The following is a 23,687-nucleotide window of genomic DNA, read 5'->3' as shown; positions in this document are numbered from 1 at the left end:
ACGGCAGAATCCTTGACGTGCAGAACTCGTGCGAACCGCTCTGTCGTGGGCGGCGAGTCTGGTACCAATTTTCGCGCCGGAAGTGCAGAGGTAGAACGTGAGCGCATCATTCGAACATCCGACGAACGGAGTTTCACTGCGATAGTGGAGCATTCCCGTTGTCGGCGCCGCGTCTGGTACTGAACAAATGCGACATCAACCGGATCCTCCCGTTGCAGTGCAAGCTGGGTGGCTCCGCCCCGTGCGCACAAGCGTCAAGGCAGCAGAAGCGGGGCCGATCGCTGTAGTTGCCGCGACCACAAACTCCGCGAGCGCTCACGGTGTCCGCTCATCGGTACTCCTGCGGCGGATCAGAGGCGAACGTGAACTCCGCCATAGCTGCACGGCTGGATCTGCGACATTTTGGTAGCCGACGCACCGATCGACATTCGCAAGTCACTCAACGAGCACTCGCCCGCGAGCGATCGGTCCTGTTCATCTGTTGATTGTGCGGCCAACGGACGCTGAGTCGGCCGGGCACTTGCTCCCTTGACACGAGTGTACTGATGGTGTGTACCATCGGTACATGCCTTTGCCTCGATTCGAACGACTAGCTCCGGAGCGACGCGAAAGCATCTTGGCCGTCGCGCGCAGGGCCTTCGCTGCCGATGGCTTGGAGAGTGCGTCCTACAACAAGATTATTTCGGCAGCGGGAATCTCAAAAACCACCGCCTACCAGTACTTTGATGATCGTAATGATCTCCTGCAGACTGTGTTGAACGACCTAGTCGCGCGGCTTACACTCGTTCTCGGGCGATGGGCACCAGCGACTGACACAACTCGCTTTTGGGCCGAACTCGCAGCCGCGTCGGACCGGTTGGTTCAGCATCTGGCTGAGTACCCGGATGACCGGGCCCTCGCCAGACACCTGCCTCCTGACTCGCTCGCGACTGCCGAATGGGTGCGCGTTTTGGTCGCTGACGGTGTTCGTTTGGGCGTAATTCGCACCGACATCAACCGTTCTCTTATCGAGGCAGCCACGGCCGGTGTACTGGCTGCTGCCGACCGGTGGGTACTGGCTGGCTGGAACGCGCCGGCACGCCCACACCACGATCCGACAGAGGTCCGGCGGCTCCTTGCCGGGCTGTGGGGCACTTCACCTGACAAACAACAACCACACAGAAACGGTCAGTAAGCGATGTCGAATCCTCACTTCCAGAACGCGAATAATCAACCGATGCAGCCAATGACACGGGTTTTGGTCGCTGGCGCGACAGGCTACTTGGGGCGGCACTTGGTCGCGGCTCTCAAGCAGCATGGCTGCTGGGTGCGTGTGCTCGTGCGCCGGCCGGAACAGGCGGAGACTCTCCCCGACGTGGACGAAGTGTTTGTTGGTCAGGTCACGGACGCCGATACGTTGCACGGCATAGCTGACGGAGTGGACACCGTATTTTCCAGCATCGGCATCACCCGTCAGCGTGACGGAGTAGGTTACGACCAGGTCGACTATGGCGGGAATCTAGCACTCCTGCGAGAGTCCGAGAAGGCGGGGGTTTCGAGGTTCGTTTACATCTCTGTGCTGCACGGACGTGAGCTGCGCGATCGCCTCAGTCTGGCGTCGGCGAAGGAACGTTTCGTCGACGAACTACGCGCCTCGCCGGTGAGGGGGACCGTTATTCGTCCCACGGGTTATTTCTCGGACATGCGTGAATTCCTGACGATGGCGCAGAAGGGACGCGTGTACCTCATCGGCGACGGCAGTCGCCGGATAAATCCGATCTCCGGTGCTGATCTGGCCCAGTTCTGTGTTACCACAGTCTCTGCGGACCCTGCGGCCGACATTGAGATCGGCGGGCCGGACGTACTTTCTCATAACCAGATCGCTGAAGCCGCATTCTCCGCCGCCGGTCGTCCTGTGCGGATTACGCACGTGCCTTCGTCCCTTACCGGGACGGCCGGACGTCTCGCCGGATTGCTGACGCCCGAAAGTGTCAGCGGGCCACTACAATTCTTTCTGTCGGTTATGGGGATGGATATGGTGGCGGCGACAACTGGAGATGATCACCTGACAGAATTCTTCGAGAACGAGAACGAGAATTAATAATAATAGACGCACCGTCTTCCTGTGCGTCCTCGACGATTCTTTTATATCCCTGCGGCAAATCGTACGCCGATGATAGTCTTGGCTCGACTAGAGCACTGACTACGACCTCTGCCGCCGTCTCGATCGGGACAGCATCGATGAATTAACACGGCGCTGCACGGTTGCGTACGACGAGTAAATCGCCGAGGAGCTCCTTTCAGTCGCAAGTAGCAGCACCACCGCCAGGTTGTGCTACGAAGATATACCACATAGTCCTCGACTATTATCCGGATATCCAGTTCGGGTTCGGTGGATGCCCATACGAGGCGAGGCAAGATTAACGATTCTTGCCATGCAATGAGCGTGCTCGGATTGCTCCCGAAACACTTCGCTTGAAATGTAGTTGCTTACGTGTGTGGAAAAATGCCGTGCGCGTATGGACAAAGAGTGGTCAGCAAACAGCGGATAGAGTATGCGAACGTGTTAGAAGATTCATGTAAGCCGCCTACGCGGCTGGTTGTCGGCATCAGCGGCGCCACCGGCTTTGCCTATGGTGTCCGGGCTCTCAAATTAGCCCGCGAGGCTGGCGTGCAGACCCATCTTGTTGTCACAGCAGCCGGTCAGCAGACGCGACGATACGAATCCGAGGTCAGCGCGAAGGAACTAGCTGCGCTGGCTGACGTCGTGTATCGACCGGCCGATATAGGTGCCGCAATTGCGTCGGGTTCATTCCGCACCGCGGGAATGCTGGTGGCACCTTGCTCTATCCGCACTTTGTCCTCAATCGCCTACGGAAATGGTGACAATTTGCTCACTCGCGCGGCCGACGTGACGTTGAAGGAGCGTCGGCGCCTTGTGTTGATGGTACGTGAGACGCCGTTTACGTTAGGGCATTTGCGGGCGATGACAGCAGTTACCGAAATGGGTGGCATCGTGATGCCACCAGTGCCTGCCTTCTATCTGCGTCCGGACAGCGTGGAACAATTGATCGATCACAGTGTCGGGAGGGCACTGGATCTATTGGATGTCGAAGTTTTAAATATGCCCCGCTGGGGCGAATGAAAGTAGTGGATGCCATGAGTCATTTAAAGAGTCTCCGTGAATTCATCGCCGAACTGGATCGTATTGGCGAGATTCAACAGATTGATGCCGAGGTAGATTGGAACTTGGAAATAGGTGCCATCATCCGGCGGACCTACGATTTGCAGGCTCCCGCGCCATTGTTTACAAACATCGCTGATTACTGGAATACGGGATTTCGCGTGTTGGGCGCACCGGGTGCCTTGTCAGGGCCGGCGCACCGCTTCGCCCGAATCGCTCTCGCTCTCGGCCTGCCGGCGGATGCCACGGGGCAAGAGATCGTCGATGTGCTGGCCTCTGCCAGGGCGAGACCAGGTATCGCGCCAGTTGTCGTCGATAGCGAGCAGGCGCCTTGCAAAGAGAATGTGCTGCTTGGAGACGATATCGACCTATTCATATTTCCCACCCCGCAGTTGCATGGCAATGATGGCGGGCGTTATATCCAGACCTATGGAATGAACATCGTGAAGACGCCAGATGGGTCATGGACGAACTGGTCGATCAACCGGATGATGATTGCTGACAAGAAGACCCTGGCGTGCCTGATCCCGGCCCCGCAGCATTTGGGCATCATTCGATCTAAATGGACTGAGATCGGTGAGCCTATGCCGATCGCGCTCGCAATAGGGGTCGAGCCAGCCTTGCCCTGGGTTGGTGGAATGCCTCTCCCAGAGGGCGCAGACGAAAGCCACTACTTAGGTGCGCTTTTCGGTGAAGGCATCGAGGTAGTCCCGGCCGAGACGGTCGATCTGATGGTGCCGGCGACCGCGGAAATCGTTATCGAAGGTCATATTTCGCTTGACGAGACCGTGATGGAGGGGCCTTTTAATGAATTTCCGGGCTACAACGCTACAGAAGCCTCTCTGAAGCAGGTTTTTCATGTGTCAGCGATCACATATCGTGACGGCGCTATCCAGCCAACAGTCGCGGCGGGGCCGCCCGTCGAGGAAGACCACACTATCATCGGAACCACCAGTGCCGCGGAGATACTATATCTGCTGCGCGAAGCCAGTCTCCCGATCTCCTCGGCCTGGTACAACTACGAAGCTGCGGTGCACTGGCTTACCCTCGCTGTACGCCAGGACTGGCATGAAGCAACTGGCCTGGACTCGCACGAGCTGGTCGACCGAATCGCGAAAGTGATCTTCACCGGAAAACCTTCCGTCAATGCACCGAAAATCCTTGTCGTCGAGGATGATGTAGATATTACCGCGCTCGACGAAGTGGTCTGGGCTTTTGCCACCCGATCTCACCCGGATCTTGCCCGTGGCGAATTCCATTATCCTCCCGCAGTGTCGGACCAACTTGCTGTCTATCTGTCCGAGGAGGAAGCGCATAGCTTCAAGGCGGGAAAGGTGATTTATAACTGTCTGCTCGCCGACATTTATCCCAGCGGCCGGCGGCCGGTGAAAGGCAGCTTTGAAAACGGATGGCCAATCGAAATACAGCAACGAGTATTGGCGAACTGGAACACATACGGCTACGAATGAGGGGAATACAATGAGTGCGGCACATGAATCTACTCGCGCCGTAGCGTGGATTACTGTACGGAAATACGAAGCCATTACAGCTGACGCCACGTCCGCGGGTGGACCGGCAATCACGCGTGTTCATGTTGAGGAGAGCTTTCGCGGCGATATAACCGGCGATGGCGTCGTAGAATTTCTGCAATCCGGCGATGTGGATGGTTACGCTAGCTTTGTCGGCATCGAACGCGTGTCCGGCGCGATCGCCGGGCGCACGGGGACGTTCCTATTGCAAGACCAGGGCACTGTTGCAGACGACGTCGTTATCGGAGAATGGTTCGTCGTACCGCGATCGGGCACCGGGGAACTCGCTGGCCTACGTGGTGTCGGCGGTTTCAAAGCAAATCAAGGTGCCTCTGCAGAGGTGTGGCTCGACTACTGGTTTGAATAATGCCGCTGGTGCTGCGCCCGACGCCGTTGGGTTTGACCGCGCCGGACTCAGCGTACAGCGACTTTGCCGCAGAAGTTAGCCTGACGGTGGTGGCTGTTCTGATTGCGCGTATTGCCAAACGTTGTGCGGCTGGTGGCAAAAGACAACCGCCGGCCACTGTTAAGGTCTATACATGTTCGTCGCCGCATGCGGCGGAAGTTCTGGCATTCTCGGATGACGAATGCGCTCGAAGGAATAGCATCAGATATGCCCGTCGACTGTCCGCCCCGTGGTCCCGGAAATGGAGAAACCACTTCTGCTTGATGAATCCGACGGTCCTATTTAGCGTAGCCATCAGAAAGGAGGGTGGGTGGTGAATATTACCGGTAGCCGATACAGATATCTGGAGTATGCGCCCATCTATCCGGGCCCTTGCGCAATTGACTTACCCCATTCAAGGGTTGGCGCGAAAATGAGGTTCTTCGATTGTCTCCTGTTGAAGCTGTTAATAGCGCCGGGTGATGACTGTTTGGTTGGCAGTGCAGTGCGGAGCGTTCAGCGTGTAATCTCCATGCAAGAAGTGGGGTACGTAATCTTAGACGGATACATCGAGCTGCCCGCCTCTCCGAATTATGGCGGTAAGGTTCCCGACGTACTGGCTGCACTTTCTGGCGGGTTGGACATCCTGCATGAGTTTGCAGATCGAGTGGAGGAGCGGGGAAATCTTGTTCATCTTATCCCGTTTGGCTGGCGTAAAGATATGGTAACGCAGGAATATATTCACTTCGACTCCGACTTTCTTATCTTTTCGGAGGGTGGTAGTAAGGAGGTTGCGGATGTCGACTTCATTCGCATGGGCCCGGTCGATTCAGATTATCGGCGATGAAGGTTGATGTATGTTTTCGCCGTGGGCATCGGGCCGACAACGCGGCAGCGGCCGCTGGGGGGTCGGTCTTTCTTGTACTGGCGACATATCGGGGGACGCATCCTAGCGTTGAGGTTGATGGCACCCTGCATATGGGGGGAGCGTGGTCACCGGGTTCCGGCAGCCACACGGCGGACACCGGTCCGGTTATGCCACCTCCAATCAACGCGAATTGGTGAGTGTCGTTCATTCGAATCTCACTGCGCGACACGGGTTCCCGGGATCGAGCGCCCCCTGGTACGCCATACGCCCGGGTCTCGCACTCACTGTAAGCAAGTAGTCCCCCAAATCACAGTGAGCGGCGAGTCAATTATCCCTCGCATCCCAGCGGTGGGGCAGCCGCACTACCGCCGGAGGAACCCATCCGGCGAGACACTGGTCCATCCACACCGACGATACGGAGTCACAATGCAATTTATGGTCCTCAGCCGCCGCCGCACTGAAACCTTCACCGACGCGGACTTTGAGCGGATCCTGCCCGCGGAGACCGCCCACGCGCGCGGTCTCTACATGAACGGCGTCGTCCGCCAGATCTGGTTGCGCGGCGACACCGCAGGCGCCTGCTTCATCATCGAGGCCGCCGATACCGCCCAGGCGAACGCGATGGTGGCCGAGTTGCCCATGGCAGCGGCCGGGGTGTCGGAGTTCACCGTCATTCCGTTGAGTCCTTATCGCGGCTTCGGTGCGGCGTAGCGCGTCCGGCAAGGAGTTTGTTCAGTTCGTCGGCGCAAACCTGGTATTCGTACGAAGTAGTATGATGCTTTCTCTATCGTGTCGTGCTCTGAATTGTTCGGGATCTGTGATGTCTGGGCGATCCGTTACGCGCCCGAATCGGAAAGCTCGTCGGCGCCAACTGTCTTATTTTCTCATTCACTTAGCATAGACGCAGCTATTCGTCCCCAGGACAGTAGTGTGCTCATCTTTGCGCGGCGGGCGCAGCCGGTTATGCGCTAATTGGAATTTTGCGTTGGAGGTGGCCACGCAAATGAGGGCCTGGCCTTTGGAGAATATTCGGGACTGGCTGATCGCCAGAGTGGCGGAGCTGCGCCAACTGGACCCCACCTCGGTCGACGGACGTGAACCGTTCAGCCGGTACGGGCTCGATTCATCGACATTGATAGTGCTTGCGAATGAGTTGAGCGAGGTTACGGGGCAACCGGTGCCACTTACCCAGATCTGGGCGCATCCGACTCCGGATTCGTTGGCGGGCTGGCTGGCAGGAGTCACGGAACTGCCGGAGGACGTCGATGTGGCTGGGGTGGTGATGCAGCCGATCGCGATCGTCGGTCTGGCTTGTCGCTTCCCGGGCGCACCCGACGCCGCGGCATTCTGGGAGCTGCTCAGCACCGGCGTCGACGCCATCTCCGAGCCGCCGGTGGGCCGATGGGGCGAAGCCGGAGCGCCCCGCGGCGGGTTCATCACGGACATCGACGCTTTCGATCCAGAATTCTTCGGCATCTCCCCGCGCGAGGCGTCGCATATCGATCCGCAGCAACGATTGATGCTGGAATTGATGAAGGAAGCCCTCGATGACGCGGGTATTCCAGCGAGAGGTTTGGTGGGCAGCGGAACCGGTGTGTTCGTCGGTGCCATGTGGAATGAGTATGGAGCCGCTATCCGTACTGATCCGGCGTTGGTGACCGAACACACCTTGTCCGGCGGTGATCCTGGAATCATTCCGGCCCGATTGTCGTACACGCTGGGAGCGCGTGGTCCGAGCTTGCTGGTCAATACCGCATGCTCATCATCTTTGGTTGCTGTGCATCTTGCAGTACAGAGCATCCGCGCGGGCGAATGCGATAGTGCGCTGGTTGGCGGTGTGAGTTTGATGTTGGCGCGGGATACGACGCACGCGCTCGAGCGGCTCGGGGCGCTCGCGCCGGACGGGCAGTCGAAAGCATTCGATGCGCGTGCTGATGGCTATGGCCGCGGCGAGGGTGCCGGTCTGATCGTATTGAAGCCACTGCACCAGGCGCTCGCTGATGGCAATCCGATTTATGGCGTAATCAAGGGCAGCGCGGTGAATCACGACGGTTTCACCAATGGCTTGACCGCACCGAGCGGGCCGGCTCAGGAATCTTTGCTGCGTAACGTGTATCGCCGGGCGGGCATCGCGCCGTCGGATGTCGACTACGTCGAAGCGCACGGGACGGGGACCGCTCTCGGCGACCCGATTGAAGCAAGCGCGCTGGGCGCTGTGCTCGGCGTCGGACGAGCGCTCGACCGGAGGCTGCCAATCGGTTCGGTCAAGAGCGTGATCGGGCACCTGGAGCCGGCGGCCGGGATCGCGGGGCTGATCAAGGTGTTGCTGGCTATGCGGCATCGAATGCTGCCGGCGTCCGGCCAGTTCGAGCATGCCAATCCACACATTCCGTTCGCGGAATGGGGCTTGAGGGTGCTTCGGCGGCCGGAAGTATGGCGAGGAGATGGCCGAAGGCGCCTTATCGCGGGGGTGAGTGCATTCGGGTTCGGCGGGACGAACTGCCACGTGATCCTCGAAAGTGGTGAAACCACACCTATCCACCTGGTTTCGGTTGCCGCACACAGCGCGGACGGCCTTCGGAACGGCGCGCGCGAGCTGGCGGCAAGTCGGGACCCGGCACCACCGTTTCAGCGGTGCGCTTCGGCGCGGGAAGGTTCGCACCGGCTCGCGCTGGCGGTGCGCGATCGCGGCGATCTCTCGGAGAGTGCGGAGAAGTTCTGCAACGGTTACACCGGCGCTGGAATCACCAGCGGGATAGCCGAAGCAGACCCGCCGAGAATCACGTTCCTCTTCGGCGGACAAGGATCGCAGTGGACGGGGATGGGTGCCTGGCTATTGCGCGAGCCGGCGTTCCGGACCGCGATCAATAGATGTGAGGCGGCGTTTCGCCGACACGTCGATTGGTCTCTCATTCAGTTGCTCACGTCGACCAACCAGAACTGGCTCGAACGCACGGAGTTGGCTCAGCCCGCCCTCTTCGCGATGCAAATCGCTCTGACGGAGCTGTGGAGAGAACGGGGCGTTGAACCCGATGCGGTGGCCGGGATGAGCATGGGCGAGGTGGCCGCGGCGCACGTTGCGGGTGCGATCGCCTTCGATGACGCGGTATCGATCATGTGCCGGCGTAGTGCGCTGGCGAGCACCCTCTCGGGGCGTGGTGCGATGGCCGTACTCAACCTGGCGGTCACCGAGGCAACCGATCTGGTTTCGCAATACGAGGGGCAGTTGTGGGTGGCGGGCGAGGCCGGGCCGAATTCCACCGTGGTATCCGGTGCCCGCGGGGCGATCGAGGCCGCGCGAGAGGAACTGACGAAGCTGTCGATCGGTTCGGCGCGGATCAGAGTCGACTACGCCTCACACAGTCGCTATGTCGATCCGATCGTACCCGGTTTGCGGGCGGCGCTCGCCGATGTCCGGCCCGGTGAATCCCGAATTCCGTTCTATTCCTCCGTCACCGGCGAGTGCATGGACGGCGCGCGGTTGGACGCCGACCATTGGATACGCACCGAACGCGACCCGTGGTATTTCCGAACGACGATGAGCCGCCTGCTCGCACATGACAAGCGCATCTTTGTCGAAGTCGACCCGCATCCGATTCTCACCTCCGTGGTCGAGAGCAACGGAGGCCTTGCGCTACCGACCTTGCAGCGAGGCGACCGCGACTGCTCGACACTGCTCGATTCGCTGGCAGAGCTCTATGTCCGTGGGGCTGCCCACCTTCCGGCGATGGACCGCGGCCGACCGGAACTGCTGGTCCTCTCCGCTCGATCGCGCGAATCGTTGCGGGCATCGGCGAGTGCGCTGGCACGCCGGCTCGGCGGTGACGACGAAACCGCACTGAGCGACATCTGTTACACCGCCGCGGTACGGCGTGATCATCACGAGCACCGGCTCGCGGTGACCGGCTCGACACCAGATGAACTGGCCGATGCCCTGCAGGCCGTGACCGAGGGCGGTGCGCCGAGCAATGCGTGGATGGGCGACGTGCCGCATGGCGAGCGAAGCCGAGTCGTCTTCGTATGTTCTGGTCAGGGCTCGCAGTGGGCCGGTATGGGCCGTGCGTTGTTGACCGAGCCGGTGTTCCGCTCGGCCATCGAGGAATGCGACGAGTTGCTACAGCCACTGACTCGGTGGTCGCTGGTGGCGGAACTCACCGCGCCGGCTGGCCGCAGCCGCTTGCACGAGACCGAGGTGGCACAGCCGGCCCTGTTCGCGATCCAGGTCGCGGTCGCGCGATTGTGGCATTCCCGGGGGGTGGCGCCGGATGCGGTGATTGGTCACAGCGTCGGCGAGGTTACCGCGGCATATCTGTCCGGGGCGCTGTCGCTTGCCGAATCCATCGAGGTCGTATACCACCGGAGTACGTTGATGCACGCTGCTGCCGTGACCGGGGAGGGCGGCATGGCCTCGGTGGAACTGCCCGTCGACCGGGTGCGCGAGCTGCTGGGTGAAGATCGAGGGACAGTGTGCATCGGGGCTGTCAACGACCCTTCTTCGACCGTTGTCTCCGCGAGCGGCGCCGCGCTCGCGGACTTCCTCGCACAGCTGCGCCGCAACGGTATCGCCGCTCGTCAACTTCGGGTTGGCTACGCATTCCACAGTGCGCAGATGGATCAGGCCGCACACAGGTTGTCGCAGGCACTCGACTCGCTGACACCGGAGCCGAGTCGGCTGCCACTATACAGTACGGTGTCCGGAAAGCTCATGGCTGGTGAGCGATTCGATTCGAATTACTGGGCGCGAAATATCCGGCAAACCGTGCGGTTCGCGGAGGCGATGGACGCCGCGATCTGCGACGGGTACCGAGTCTTCCTGGACATCGGTCCGCATCCGGTCCTGATGGAGAACATCCACCGATGTCTCGCACCTCGCGACGTCGAGGGTTTCGCCATCGCGTCGCTGCGCAGGGACGAGGACGAACGGTCGGCGCTGCTGCGCGCCGCCGGGGCACTGTACTCGGCCGGGTGCACGGTGGACTTCGAGGAGTTGCTCGGCACCGGCCGGGTGGTTTCGCTGCCCGGCTATCCCTGGCAGCGGAAACGTTACTGGCTCGAGGCGGACCACGATGCCGTGCTCGCGCGCGCCGCCACCGGCCATCCCCTGCTCGGTACCGGCATGGTGTCGGCGGTCGAGGCCGGAACATGGTATTGGCAACGTGCTCTGGATCCCGCACACCTGCCCTATCTGGTCGATCTCACCGTGCGCGGGAAGGCTGTTGTTTCCGCCGCCGTTATCGCCGAGATGGCATCGGCTGCGGCCGCACAGGCGTACGGAACCGCGGCGGTCGAGATCACGGAGCTGACGTTCGAACGCACACTGGAGTCGACTGTATCGGCGCCGCCGACGACGCAGTCGGTGATCGCTACGGGCAGCCACGACTTCCAGCTGTTCAGCCGCCGCGGTCCGGACTGGGTGCGGCATGCGCGGGCCGCCGTAGCCCCGGATACCGGCCCCACGGATGAGTGGGAGAAACCGGACACGATCCGCGCACGCAGCACCGCGCACCGGAGCGGAACCGATCATTACCGGGCACTTGCGGCGGCGGGACTGGATGTCGGCGAGCACCTGCGTACGGTCACAGCACTGTGGTTCGGTGCGGGAGAAGTGCTTGCCGAGCTTACAGTTCCGGCTGTTTCCGGTCGCACCGAGTATCGGTTCCATCCCGCCGTGCTCGACGGCGGGCTGCAAGCATTGGTCGCGCTGTGCAATGGCCGGTCCGGCAGCTTTGTGGTGACCGGCATTGCTCGGCTGCGGGTGTACCGCACGCCGCCGCCCCGGGTCTGGGCGTACGGCCGATCGGCCGGCTCGGGTGGTGACCTTTACCTCCTCGACGAGGACGGCCGGACGCTGGTGGAAGCCCGGGGCGTGCAGCTGCGCGCACTTCCGCCCGCGGATTCCGATCCGATCGCCGATCACTTCTACGCCGTGCGGTGGCGCGATGTCCCGTCCCCGGAACCGATGCCACAACAGGAGGGTCGCTGGGTCGTATTCGCGAGTGAGGACTCCATCGGAATCGAAATCGCCGATCTGCTGCGAGCCCGAAACCTCCGTTGCGATCTGGTCGTCGGACCGGCAGCCGACTCGATCGAAACGTTGCGCGCGGCGCTCTCGGGGCCCGCGCCGGTCGGTGTGGTGTATATGGGCAGTCTCGGAACCTCGCACGCGAAGGTGCTAGCCGAGGTGCTGATCGGGATGGGATGGCGTGAACAGCCACGATTGTGGCTGATAACCCGTTCTGCACGAGTCGTCGGCGAGGATACGGAGCAGGTCGATGTGGACCAGGCGGCCCTGTGGGGACTGGGCCGGACGATTGGGCTCGAGCACCCTCGCTTATCGGTCACCCGGGTGGATCTCGCCACGCGGCCGACGCCGGATGAGGCAGTGATGTTGGTGTCGCGAATGCTGAGTGACGATCGGGAGACCGATGTCGCGCTGCGTCCACGCGGATGGTCCGCCGCCAGACTGGTCAAGCTGCCGGAAGTCGCCGCGCGCGCCGCGGAATTGCGGTCGGATGGCACGTACGTGATCGTCTGCCCGGACTCGACGGAAGGCGAACCGTTCGCCCGCTGGATGACAGACCGCGGCGCCCGTCATGTCGTCATCCTGGTCGCGGCGGGCGGCAGGACCGGGCCGATCGGCCTGCCGGGCGTAAGGGTCATGACCATCGGCACATCCGACCGCGACCATGAGACGAACAGTCTGATCGCCGATATCGAAACCGCGGCGGCCCCAGTGCGGGGGTTGGTCCACATGGGCGACGCCGACAGTGCGTGGCGGTGGCATCGGCACACCCTGGGCCGGGAACTCGAACTGTTCGTACTCTGTTCCTCGGTCGCCGCGATATTCGGACGCCCGGGTGACGCCACAGACGACGCTCGGATCGATGCGATCGCGCATCACCGCCGCGGGCTGGGTCGGCCCGCGTTGAGTCTGCAGTTCGCCGCGACCGAGACCGCGGCACACGGCATTACGGATGTGCGCACGGCAAGCCTTCCTCGTGCATTGGACCATGGCCTCGGCGCCGAAGGCGGTCGACTCGTGCTGATGGACCTGAATCTCCGACACTGGTTCGCGTCGTACCCGGCGGCAGCGGGTTCGCCACTGTTCGATGAGATCGAAACGCGTGCGGTGCGGACACGCACCGCTTTCGCCATCGAGCTCGCGGCCGCCGCCGGGCCCGAACAAGTCGCGCTGATCGAGGCACACCTGACCGAGCAGGTCTCGTTGACCCTGCAGCGAGACCCGGCGACCGTGAGCAGCGGCGCGACGTTCCAGGCAATGGGCATGGGCTCGCTCATGGCGGTTGAGCTACGCAACCGGCTCGAGTCCACACTCGGGGTTCAGCTGTCGGTCGCACTGCTGTTCACCTACTCCACCATCGCGGCGCTGGCGGAATTCATCATCGGCGAACTACAGGCGGAAAAATCGCCATCCCCGCAACAGGTTTCGGAACCGGCGGACGAACTGTCCGGTGACGACCACTTCGAACTGCTGTCCGACGCCGAAGCCGAGGCCATGCTGCTGGAAAGTGTCCGGCTGGTTGAACAGGAACTTGGCAATGACTGAAACCACATCCGTCAAGCAGGCGCTGTCGGCGATTCAGACGCTGCGGACACGGCTGGACCGAGAACTGCGGGCGAAGACCGAGCCGATCGCGGTGATCGGAATGGGGTGCCGGGTGCCCGGTGGTGGCACAGATCCCGACGAGTTCTGGCGATTGATCGACAACGGCGTCGACGCGATCGGCCCCGTACCGCCTGAGCGGTGGGCCACCGGCGACCATGGCGCCGCCGCGACGCGCTGGGGCGGGTTTCTGTCCGATGTCGACCGATTCGACGCGGCATTCTTCGGTATCTCGCCTCGGGAGGCCGAAGCGATGGATCCCCAGCAGCGCCTTCTGCTGGAAGTGGCGTGGGAGGCGCTCGAACAGGCCGGGCACGCTTTGCCGGACCGTTTGACCGGTTCGCGAACCGGTGTCTTCGCCGGTGTCGTAGTCACCGACTACGACCGCCTCAGCACCGGCGAGCGCGATATCTACACCGTGACCGGCAACGGGCACGCGTTTCCCGCGGGACGACTGTCCTACGCTCTCGGCCTCCAAGGGCCGAGCATGGTGGTGGATACCGCGTGTTCGTCGTCTCTGGTCGCGGTACATCTCGCGATGCAGAGCCTCCGATCCGGCGAGAGTTCCATGGCACTCGCCGGCGGGGTGAACCTGATACTCGACCGGGACATGACCGACATGCTGTCCAGCTCACAGGCGCTTTCCGAGGACGGGCGTTGCAAGACCTTCGACGCCTTGGCCGATGGTTACGTTCGGGGTGAGGGAAGCGGTGTACTGGTCCTGCGACGGCTGTCCGATGCCGTGGCCGACGGCGATCCCATCCTCGCGGTGATCCGCGGGTCCGCAGTGAACTCCGACGGTCGCTCATCCGGGCTGACGGCGCCGAACGTGGCCGCGCAGAAGGCGTTGCTCCTTGAAGCGTTGCGCAGCGCCCGCGCCGATGCCTCCGACATCGGATACGTCGAAACACACGGCACCGGAACACCACTCGGTGATCCGATCGAAGTGGACGCGCTCGTCGATGTACTCGGCGCCCCCCGGGCGGACGACTCACACTGCGTGCTGGGTGCGGTGAAGACCAATATCGGTCATCTCGAGGCGGCTGCCGGTGTCATCGGGTTGATCAAGGCCGTCCTCGCGCTTCGATGGGAGCGGATTCCGGCGAACCTGCACCTGCGCACCCTCAATCCGCGGATCGATCTCGACGCAACCGCTCTGATCCTGCCGAGACAACCGATTCCGTGGCCGCGGCGCGATGGCGCGACACGAATGGCGGGAATCAGCTCGTTCGGCATCAGTGGAACCAACGCGCATGTCATCATCTCCGAACCGCCAGAACCGCCAGAACCGCCCGAGTCCCCCGCGGCCGTGCCACCTACCGGACCGGTGCTGGTGCCGATTTCAGCGCGCGATCCACAGGCGCTGGCCGAACTGGTCACCGCGTACCGGGACACGGTGAACGAGCGTCCGGCCGAGATTACCGAGATCGCCTACACCGCAGCGATCCGCAGACACCATCATGAGCACCGCGCGGCATTGGTGGTGTCGGAAGACGGGACACAACGGCTGGTGCCGGGCGCCGAGCACAACGATCCGCCGCGGATCGTCTTCGTTTTCCCGGGGCAGGGTTCGCAATGGCTCGGCATGGGGCGCGCGCTGTTCCACAGCGAGCCCGCGTTCCGCACGGCCGTCGAAGCGTGCGACGACGCGATCCGCAGCGAAGCCGGCTGGTCGGTCATCGCCGAATTGACCGCCGATCCGTCCGAATCTCGCCTGGACCGAACCGATATCGTCCAACCGGCCCTGTTCACGATAGAGGTCGCGTTGGCGGCGTTGTGGCGGTCGAAGGGGATCGAGCCCGACGCGCTTATCGGTCACAGCATGGGGGAAGTCGCCGCCGCGTATGTGGCAGGCGTCCATTCGCTGCCAGACGCGGTACGAATCATCTGCCGCCGCAGTCGATTACTACGCACGCTGGCCGGTCGGGGTGCGATGGTGCAGGTCGAGCTCACCTATGACCGGGCGAGCGCGGCGATATCGGGGTTCGAGGACCGGGTCTCGATCGCGGCCGGCAACAGCACACGCTCGACGGTGCTCTCCGGTGCCCCGGAGGCCGTGGCCGACATCATGGCCCGACTGACCGATGCCGGAGTGTTCTGCCGGCGCGTCAAGGTCGAGGTCGCCGCGCACAGTCCACAAGTCGATGCCATTACAGGCGATTTGACTCGGGAATTGGGTGCGTTGACACCGATGATCGCGGCGGTGCCGATGTGGTCGACCGTCCTCGGTCGTTACTGCACTGACGCTGAGCTTGATACCTCCTACTGGATCCGCAATCTCCGGGAGCCGGTGCTCTTCTCCCGAGCAGTCCGCGAGCATATCGCGCTGGGGCCGACGATCTTCGTCGAGTTGAGCCCGCACCCGGTCTTGCTGCCCTCCATCGAGGAGGATGGCGGCACTGCCGTCGCATCCGGGCGGCGCGGAGCCGACGAACGCGAGGTGTTTCTCGAGTCGCTTGCCGCGTTGTATGTCCGGGGCCATCGGGTGGACTGGCCCGCGTCGCATCCCGCCGGCGGGCGGTGTGTGCGGCTACCGGCTTATCCGTGGCAACGCCGGAGCTACTGGGTGGACCGGGCGGCCTCCACTCACCAGGAATACGGGCATCCGTTGCTTGGCGACCCCGTCAGGCCGGCGACCACACCGGGCACTCTGATACGCGAGCGCGAACTGCGGCTGCCGTATCTGGCCGACCATATCGTCGAGGATGCGGTGGTCTTTCCGGCATCGGGCTACGTGGAGATGGCGCTCGGCGCCTGTGGACGATCGTCGACTCTCGAAGAATTCGTCTTCGAGCGCATGGCGGTCCTCGGAGATGATGGTTCGGGCCACGTCCAATTCATCCGCGACGTTGATGGTTTCGAGGTCTACATTCGCGCGGACGACTCTCGGCCGTGGGTGCGGTGTGCGCGGGGGGTGGTTGGCAGTGCCGACCACCGGCCGCCCACGGCGGAAGCGCCGTCGTCGGTTCGGGAACGGTGTCGCACCGAGGTCACCGCGCGGGAGCATTACGCACGGTATGCCGAAGGAGCCATCGAATACGGTCCGGCATTCCGCGGCGTGCGCCGGATCTGGACTCGCGCCGGTGAAGCTATTGCGGAGGTCGAGCTCCCGGAGTCGGCCGCGCCATACGCGAAGTACATCTGTCACCCGGCTCTGCTCGACTGCTGCTTCCAGGTGCTCGGTAGCGTCCTGCTCGACGGACTGCCCAGCGCGGCAGTCGTTCCGGTGCGGATCGATCGTCTTCGAACGCACGCGACGCCGACCGGTCCGGTCTGGGTACACGCACGGGCCGGTTCCACCGGCGACTGCGGTGACTTGCTGGTTCTCGCCCAGGACGGCACCGTGCTGATCGAGGTGGAGGGCATGACGGTGGTCGGGCTGCCCGATCCACGGCCGTACCGGGACTGGCTCTACCGGGTCGACTGGGAGGCAGCGGATTCCCGCACAGTGCCGGAGCGCTGCCGTGCTGCCGGCACCTGGCTGGTGCTCGCCGATTCGATCGGCGTCGGCGCCGAGCTTGCCAGGCTACTCGAACAAGTCGGCCAGGACTGCGTTCTGATCGACCGGGACGATATCGACACCGTCGACGACTCCGCCTGGGACGCGTTGGTGGACAAGGTTGTCCAGAGTGAGTCCGGCTGTGCCGGGGTAGTGCATCTGTGGAGCCTGGACACCACTGCCACCGAGTACGTCACCGCCGATACCCTGACCACCGACCAGCACATCGCCGGGTTGACCACGGTGCGGCTCGCCCGCGCGCTGGCTCGCCTGCGGGTACGCGACCATCCACGGCTGTGGCTGGTCACCAGGGGAGCCCAGCGGGTGGGGCACGAAAGTGTCGAGGTTTCCCAGACTCCGTTGTGGGGACTGGCACGGACGTTGAGCGTCGAGCATCCCGAACTGGAATGCGCCCGTATCGATCTCGACTCCGTCTGGGCCCCGGCTCGCTGCGCGGCGGAACTCCTTCCCGAACTCGTCGGGGCCGATCGCGAAGACGAGATCGCACTGCGTGAAAGCGGACGCAAGCTTGCCCGACTGGCCCGAACCCGGTTCGACTCCAGCGATATCGAGCCGGCGCGGGCACGAGCCGACGGGTCATATCTGATCAGCGGCGGACTGGGCGGACTCGGGATCGGTCTGGCCCGGTGGCTGACGGCGCGAGGCGCCCGCCACCTGGTGCTCATCGGTAGACGCGAGCCGGGGGCCGAGGCACAAGCGGCGATCGCCGAACTCAGGGGAGCCGGCGTCGAGGTCGTGGTGGCGCGTGCCGACGTCGCTGTCCGTGCGGAGGTCGCCGACCTGCTCGCCGGCATCGACGGCCGGATGCCGCCGTTGCGAGGAATACTGCACGCGGCCGGGGTGCTCGACGATGGAACCATCGCGGGGCTCGACCCCGGGCAATTCGATCGAGTCCTGGCGCCGAAGGTCCGCGGCGCGTGGAACCTACACGAATTGACGGTGGACCGAGATCTGGACTTCTTCGTCATGTATTCCTCGGCGGCGGCGGTGCTCGGCTCGCCCGGGCAGGCGAGTTACGCGGCCGCCAACGCGTTTCTGGGAGGTCTCGCACGCTACCGAGAACACAGCGGCAGAACGGCGTTGTGCGTGGACTGGGGCTTGTACTCGCAGGCGGGGATCATGGCGGATCGAGAGTCGGATGGACGGCGCCTGGCGCATCGCGGAGTCGGTACCATCACTCCGGATCAGGGCACGGACATCCTCGGTCGCCTACTCGATGGTAGCGCCCGCCAGATCGTGGCCGCGAATCTCGATGTGCGGCAATGGCTCGCGTCCTACCCGTCCCTGGCCGGTTCGTCGCTGTTCGCGCGAGTCGGTGACCACGAACCGTCCACCCGGCGAACAAGCGAGTTCGCGGGTCGGCTGCGTCGCGCTGCCGGTTCCGAGCGTCCGAAATTGCTCATTGCCTTCGTCAGCGAGCAGCTCGCCCGGATTCTGCACCTCGATCCGGCACTGATCGACCACAAGGCACCGCTGATCGGTTTGGGCGTCGATTCGCTGATGGCGCTCGAACTAAGGAATCGACTCGAGTCGGAATTGGACATCCGGCTGTCGGCGTCGCTGCTGTACAGCGCGCCTACCGTGCTCGCACTGGCCGAACAGTTGATCGACGCGCTCGGCCTGTCGGCGCCAACCGGTACCGCCGACGAATTCAACGACCTGGACATGGACACTCTGCTGGCGGATATCGACGCTTCGATCGACCGCCTCGAAAACGAGGAACTCACGTGAACCCCGCGGACGAACAACGGTACCGCTCTCAATTGATGAAAGCGGCGACCACGCTGCGCAAGCTGGAAGCCGAAGTCGCGCGACTGCGCCGGCAGCAGAGCGAGCCCATCGCGATTATCGGTATGGGCTGCCGGTTCCCGGGCGGCGCCGACGATCCCGAATCTTTCTGGACATCGCTCAGCGACGGTATCGATGCCGTGACGCGACGAACCGACCGGACCACGACAACGGGCGCCTTTCTGCCCATGGTGGACGGATTCGATGGAGCGTTTTTCGGAATCTCGCCGCCTGAAGCCGACGCGATGGATCCGCAACACCGGCTGTTGCTCGAAGTCGCCTGGGAAGCACTGCAAGACGCCGGAGTGGTGACCGAGCAACTGGCAGACAGTCCAACCGGCGTCTTCGTCGGGATGAGCGGCAACGATTACCTGCTACTCAGCGCCCGGTCCGGCGCCACGAGCGGCTATACCGGCACCGGAACGGCCCACTGTTTCGGACCGGGCCGGTTGTCGCACCTGCTCGGGTTGCGCGGACCGAGCCTGGCAGTCGACACCGCCTGCTCATCGTCGCTGGTTGCGGTGCACCTGGCGATGAGGAGCCTGCGAAGCGGGGAGAGTTCGCTCGCCGTGGCAGGCGGGGTGAATCTCGTCCTCGACGACTCGGTTACCGAGATGATCGCGGATCTGCAGGCGCTCTCCCCCGACGGTCGCTGCCGCAGCTTCGACGCTCGCGCCAATGGATTCGTACGCGGCGAGGGGTGCGGGATCGTCGTCCTGAAGCGGCTGTGCGAGGCGATCGCCGATGGCGATCGCGTGCTGGCGGTGCTGCGGGGCTCGGCGATGAACTCCGATGGCCGGTCGGCCGGATTGACGGCGCCGAATCCGCTGGCACAGCGGGAGGTGGTGCGCGACGCGCTGGCCGATGCCGAGGTGCGTCCCGCCGAAATCGGATACGTGGAGACACACGGAACGGGCACCGCACTGGGAGATCCGATAGAGATCGAAGCGCTCGCAGAGGTTTTCGGCACTACTACGGAATTCGGTCGTGGCGATTGCGCGCTCGGCGCGGTCAAGACGAATATCGGCCATCTCGAGGCCGCCTCGGGCATCGCGGGACTGATCAAGGTGGTGCTGGCTTTGAAGCACGGGGAGATCCCGCGCAACCTGCACTTCAGTGCGCTGAATCCGAGAATCTCCCTCGCCGGAACACCGTTCGTGATTCCGGCGAGCGCGATCCCATGGCCAGTGGGTGAAACCCCGCGAATCGCGGGCGTCAGTTCGTTCGGCATGAGCGGCACCAACGCGCACGTCGTCGTTGCCGAGGCGCCGCGCGCCGAACAGGTGCCCCCTGGGCGCGGACCGGTGCTGCTTCCGCTGTCCGCGCGCAGCCCGGTAGCGCTGGCGGAACTGGCTGTCGCGCATGCCGATGTCCTGGAGCGAGACGGCGATCCATATGACATCGCGTGCACGGCGGGGGCCCGGCGCGATCACCATGAATGGCGGATGGCGGTCGTCGGCGCGTCCGGTACCGAACTGGCGGGGCAACTGCGCGGATACGCCCGCAGGGGTGCGGCACCGGCACGTGTGGTGGCACCACCTCCGCTCACCTTCGTGTTCTCCGGGCAAGGCGCTCAGTGGGTCGGTATGTGCCGCGAGCTGCGAGACAGTGAGTTGGTCTTCGGAACGGCGCTCGAGGAATGCGATCGGCTGATCGCACAGCATGCACCGATTTCGGTGCTCGCCGAACTGGCGGCGGCGGAGTGCGAATCGAGATTGCGTCGCACCGAGATCGCCCAGCCGACACTGTTCGCCTGCCAGATCGCACTGTCGGCTCTGCTGTCGTCGTGGGGAATTCGACCGGACGCGGTGATCGGGCACAGCGTCGGCGAGATCGCCGCCGCGCACATCGCGGGCGCGCTGAGCCTGCCGGAAGCGGTCAGAATCGTGGTGGCCAGGAGCCGTGCCATGGCCGGCGCCGACGATTCGGGGGCGATGGTCGCGGTTGTGTCGGGCCCCGACGAGATCGCGAACGCACTTGCGGCATCGGGAACTTCGGTCGCGGTGGCGGCGGTCAACGACGACGCGTCGGTGGTCCTGTCGGGTGCGGTGAGTGAATTGCGGACCGTCGTGACGCACCTGGAGCACGAGGGTGTCGACAGCCGGTGGTTGTCGGTTGGATACGCGTTCCACTCGCCTGCCATGCGTCCCTTCGCCGCTGAGCTGAGACGAGAACTGGCCGCGGTCGAATGCGGCACCGCCACCTGCCCCATATACAGCACGGTGCGTGGAAACCGAGTCGCCGGAACCGAATTGACCGCTGACTACTGGGCGGACAACGTCCGCGAGCCTGTCCGGTTCACCGACGCCCTGTACGCGGCAGCCGCCGATGGACAGCGGGTGTTTCTGGAAATAGCACCACATTCGGTCCTCACCGGACATATCGCCAATTGTCTGGGCATCTCGGCGGCGATACCGACCCTGCGTCGGGGGCGACCGGAGCTTGCCACGCTGCTCACCTCGATCGCGGCGCTCTACACCGCGGGCTATCCGGTGGATTTCTCCGGCCTGCACCAGGTTCGGCGTCCGGTCGTGACGTTGCCCCACTATCCCTGGCAGCGCGTACGTCATTGGCTCGATTCCCCGGCGACCTCGGGCGAGCAGACCGTAGCGGTGCCGGCGGCACACTGGGTGGATTCGCTGATCGGATTCCCGGAAGAGGAACGAGCGGCGGCGCTCGAGGCGGCTATCCGTAACGACGTCGCGTCCCTGCTGCAGTTGCCATCCCTCTCGGATGTGCCCGTCGATGGTCCGTTCTCCGACCTCGGGATGGATTCGCTGATGACCGTGCAGTTGCGACACGAACTCGTAGCACGAACAGGGCTCGCGTTACCGGCGACAGTCGCCTTCGAGCATCCGACTCCGAGGGCGCTCACCGAATATCTGATGAAAACCCTTGCCGAGGGGACCGACGACATGGAGAACATCGCGTGATGAAGGTGTACGGCACGGCCACCAGCGCCTGTACCCACAAGGTGCTGATGGTACTCGCGGAGAAGGATCAACACGCCGATCTGGTCGAGGTGAGCGTTCTCGCGGGGCACGACAAATCACCGGAGCACCGTCGACGTCAGCCGTTCGGTGAGATTCCGGTGCTGGAAGACGATGGGTTCGTCTTGTACGAGTCGCGGGCGATCATCCGTTATCTCGACCGGCGGCTGCCGGGGCTGTCGCTCACCCCGAGCGACATCAGGTCACACGGGCTGATGGAGCAGTGGATCAGCGTCGAGCAGAGTTACGTCAGTGGCCCGGTATGGGAGCTGGTACGAGGCGGCCCGGTATACGACATCATTCGCGCGAGCCCGGGTGCGAAATACCTTCCGCCGCCGCCGGACGCGGACGCGGTCGCCGCGGCGCGCGGCGAATTGGCGACCGCGTTCGACGTCGCGGACGCCGTGCTGGCCGATCAGGAATTCCTCGCCGGTTCCGAGTTCACTCTCGCCGAAGTGACCTGGCTTCCGTATTTGCAGTACCTGGTCGCCTCGGGCGGCGGCGACCTGATCGGGGCGCGGCCGCATCTGGCGCGTTGGTGGCGGCAGATCAGCGGCCGGGAGGCTTGGCGTCGGGTGGGGCGGGTGCTGGAGCGGCCGGAATGAACTCCTTCGACCTGTGGGGCAGCCATATGCGTGTCGATCCGCTGCCGACATTGGCGCGGATGCGTAGCGAGGCACCGATCCTCCGCCTGTACAACCCACATCAGCAGGCGCCGGAGTGGCACGTCACGCGTTTTGCCGATGTCGCCGAGTTGCTTCGCGACAGTCGTTTCCTCAAAGACAAAAGGAAACTGTCGGACTCGGCGCGATCGCGGTACTTCCGGGTCACCGAATTCGACCGGCTCGACAAACATATGCTTTATGCCGATCCGCCCGAGCACACCCGAATGCGTGCGCTGGTCGCAAAGGCGTTCACCGCACGCCGGATTTCCCGGTTGCGACCGTATGCCGTCGCCGCGACGGACAAGCTGCTGGACCGGGCGCGGCAGCAGGATTCGGTGGACCTGCTCGATGCACTGGCGTTCCGGCTGCCGATCGCGGTGCTGGCCGAGCTCATCGGGATACCGATCGAAGATCAGGAGCGGTTCCGGAAGTGGACGGCGATCCTGATCGCTCCGCCCTCGCAGGCAGATTTCACCGCGCTTCGTCGCATGGCGATCGAGTTCCAGCGGTATCTCGAGGAATTCATCGCGCTGCGGCGCCGCCGGCCGCGAGACGACCTCACCAGCGCGTTGATCGAGGCGCAGACAGACGGTGATCGGTTATCGCCGGTGGAGCTGATGAGCATGATCTTCCTGCTCACGGTGGCGGGTTTCGAAACGACGGCAAACCTCATCGGCAACGGCGTATGGGCGCTGCTGCGGCATCCGGCACAATTCGAACGTCTGCGCTTGGATCCCTCGCTCATCGAGCAGGCGATCGAGGAGGTGCTGCGCTACTGCCCGCCGGTGAAGAACAGCACCGGCGCTTTCGCGCTGACCGACACAGAGTTTCGGGGAACGGTCATTCCGGCGGAGGAATTGGTCGTCGCTTCGCTGCTGTCGGCACATCATGATTCGGCGCGGTTTCCCGAACCGGAACGGTTCGACATCACTCGGGCGCCGAACCGGCACTTGGGGTTCGGGCACGGATTGCACTTCTGCCTCGGCGCATCGTTGGCGAGGCTGGAGGCCACGGTGGCAGTCGCAGCCGTGGTGCGGTGCTTTCCCCGGCTGCGGTTCGCTACGGATCCGGATACATTGCGATGGAAGGATGGTGTGTTCGTGCACGGTTTGGAGCGGCTTCCAGTTGCTTGGGGGACTCGATGACGGTATCGGT

The 23,687-nt window shown here is 63.5% G+C and carries 12 protein-coding genes; all 12 read left to right on the top strand.

Annotated features, from left to right (window positions below; genetic code table 11):
- The first annotated feature begins 565 nt into the window (after positions 1–565).
- The 12 genes from IG65_RS37185 to IG65_RS0127035 all read left to right on the top strand — a co-directional run bounded on the left by IG65_RS37185 (position 566) and on the right by IG65_RS0127035 (position 23,677).
- Positions 566–1,174, top strand: a complete 609-nt coding sequence (locus IG65_RS37185) for a TetR/AcrR family transcriptional regulator (protein ID WP_197039935.1) — start codon at positions 566–568, stop codon at positions 1,172–1,174.
- Positions 1,175–1,216: 42 nt separating this feature from the next.
- A complete protein-coding gene (locus tag IG65_RS0127075; protein ID WP_051756948.1) occupies positions 1,217–2,080 on the top strand; it encodes an SDR family oxidoreductase in 864 nt (287 codons plus the stop codon).
- A 429-nt stretch (positions 2,081–2,509) separates the two neighbouring features.
- Positions 2,510–3,124, top strand: a complete 615-nt coding sequence (locus tag IG65_RS37180; RefSeq protein WP_231509449.1) for a UbiX family flavin prenyltransferase — start codon at positions 2,510–2,512, stop codon at positions 3,122–3,124.
- A complete protein-coding gene (locus IG65_RS0127070; RefSeq protein WP_197039934.1) occupies positions 3,121–4,632 on the top strand; it encodes a UbiD family decarboxylase in 1,512 nt (503 codons plus the stop codon). The genes IG65_RS37180 and IG65_RS0127070 overlap by 4 nt, the downstream gene beginning before the upstream one ends.
- A gap of 10 nt (positions 4,633–4,642) precedes the next feature.
- Positions 4,643–5,059: a DUF3224 domain-containing protein gene (locus IG65_RS37175; RefSeq protein WP_081879793.1), complete on the top strand. Its 417-nt coding sequence runs from the start codon at positions 4,643–4,645 to the stop codon at positions 5,057–5,059.
- A gap of 349 nt (positions 5,060–5,408) precedes the next feature.
- Positions 5,409–5,924: a hypothetical protein gene (locus tag IG65_RS37985; protein ID WP_156055784.1), complete on the top strand. Its 516-nt coding sequence runs from the start codon at positions 5,409–5,411 to the stop codon at positions 5,922–5,924.
- A gap of 447 nt (positions 5,925–6,371) precedes the next feature.
- Positions 6,372–6,656, top strand: coding sequence for a muconolactone Delta-isomerase family protein (locus IG65_RS0127060; RefSeq protein ID WP_030517778.1), 285 nt, complete (start codon positions 6,372–6,374; stop codon positions 6,654–6,656).
- A 280-nt stretch (positions 6,657–6,936) separates the two neighbouring features.
- Positions 6,937–13,512, top strand: coding sequence for a type I polyketide synthase (locus IG65_RS36130; RefSeq protein ID WP_231509460.1), 6,576 nt, complete (start codon positions 6,937–6,939; stop codon positions 13,510–13,512).
- On the top strand, positions 13,505–18,820 hold the full coding sequence (locus tag IG65_RS0127050; protein WP_030517776.1) for a type I polyketide synthase: 5,316 nt from the start codon (positions 13,505–13,507) through the stop codon (positions 18,818–18,820). The genes IG65_RS36130 and IG65_RS0127050 overlap by 8 nt, the downstream gene beginning before the upstream one ends.
- A complete protein-coding gene (locus IG65_RS0127045; RefSeq protein ID WP_051756944.1) occupies positions 18,817–21,810 on the top strand; it encodes a type I polyketide synthase in 2,994 nt (997 codons plus the stop codon). Before IG65_RS0127050 ends, IG65_RS0127045 begins: the two co-directional genes overlap by 4 nt.
- Positions 21,810–22,472 (top strand): glutathione S-transferase family protein, encoded by a 663-nt coding sequence (locus IG65_RS0127040; protein WP_030517774.1) that lies wholly within the window; start codon positions 21,810–21,812, stop codon positions 22,470–22,472. The genes IG65_RS0127045 and IG65_RS0127040 overlap by 1 nt, the downstream gene beginning before the upstream one ends.
- Positions 22,469–23,677, top strand: coding sequence for a cytochrome P450 (locus tag IG65_RS0127035; RefSeq protein WP_030517773.1), 1,209 nt, complete (start codon positions 22,469–22,471; stop codon positions 23,675–23,677). The genes IG65_RS0127040 and IG65_RS0127035 overlap by 4 nt, the downstream gene beginning before the upstream one ends.
- Positions 23,678–23,687 lie beyond the last annotated feature (10 nt).

The sequence above is a fragment of the Nocardia sp. NRRL WC-3656 genome (genome assembly GCF_000720265.1).
Taxonomy (GTDB): Bacteria; Actinomycetota; Actinomycetes; order Mycobacteriales; family Mycobacteriaceae; genus Nocardia; species Nocardia nova.
Note: the sequence above shows the minus strand (reverse complement) of the source record. Positions and strands in the feature narration are given on the sequence as shown.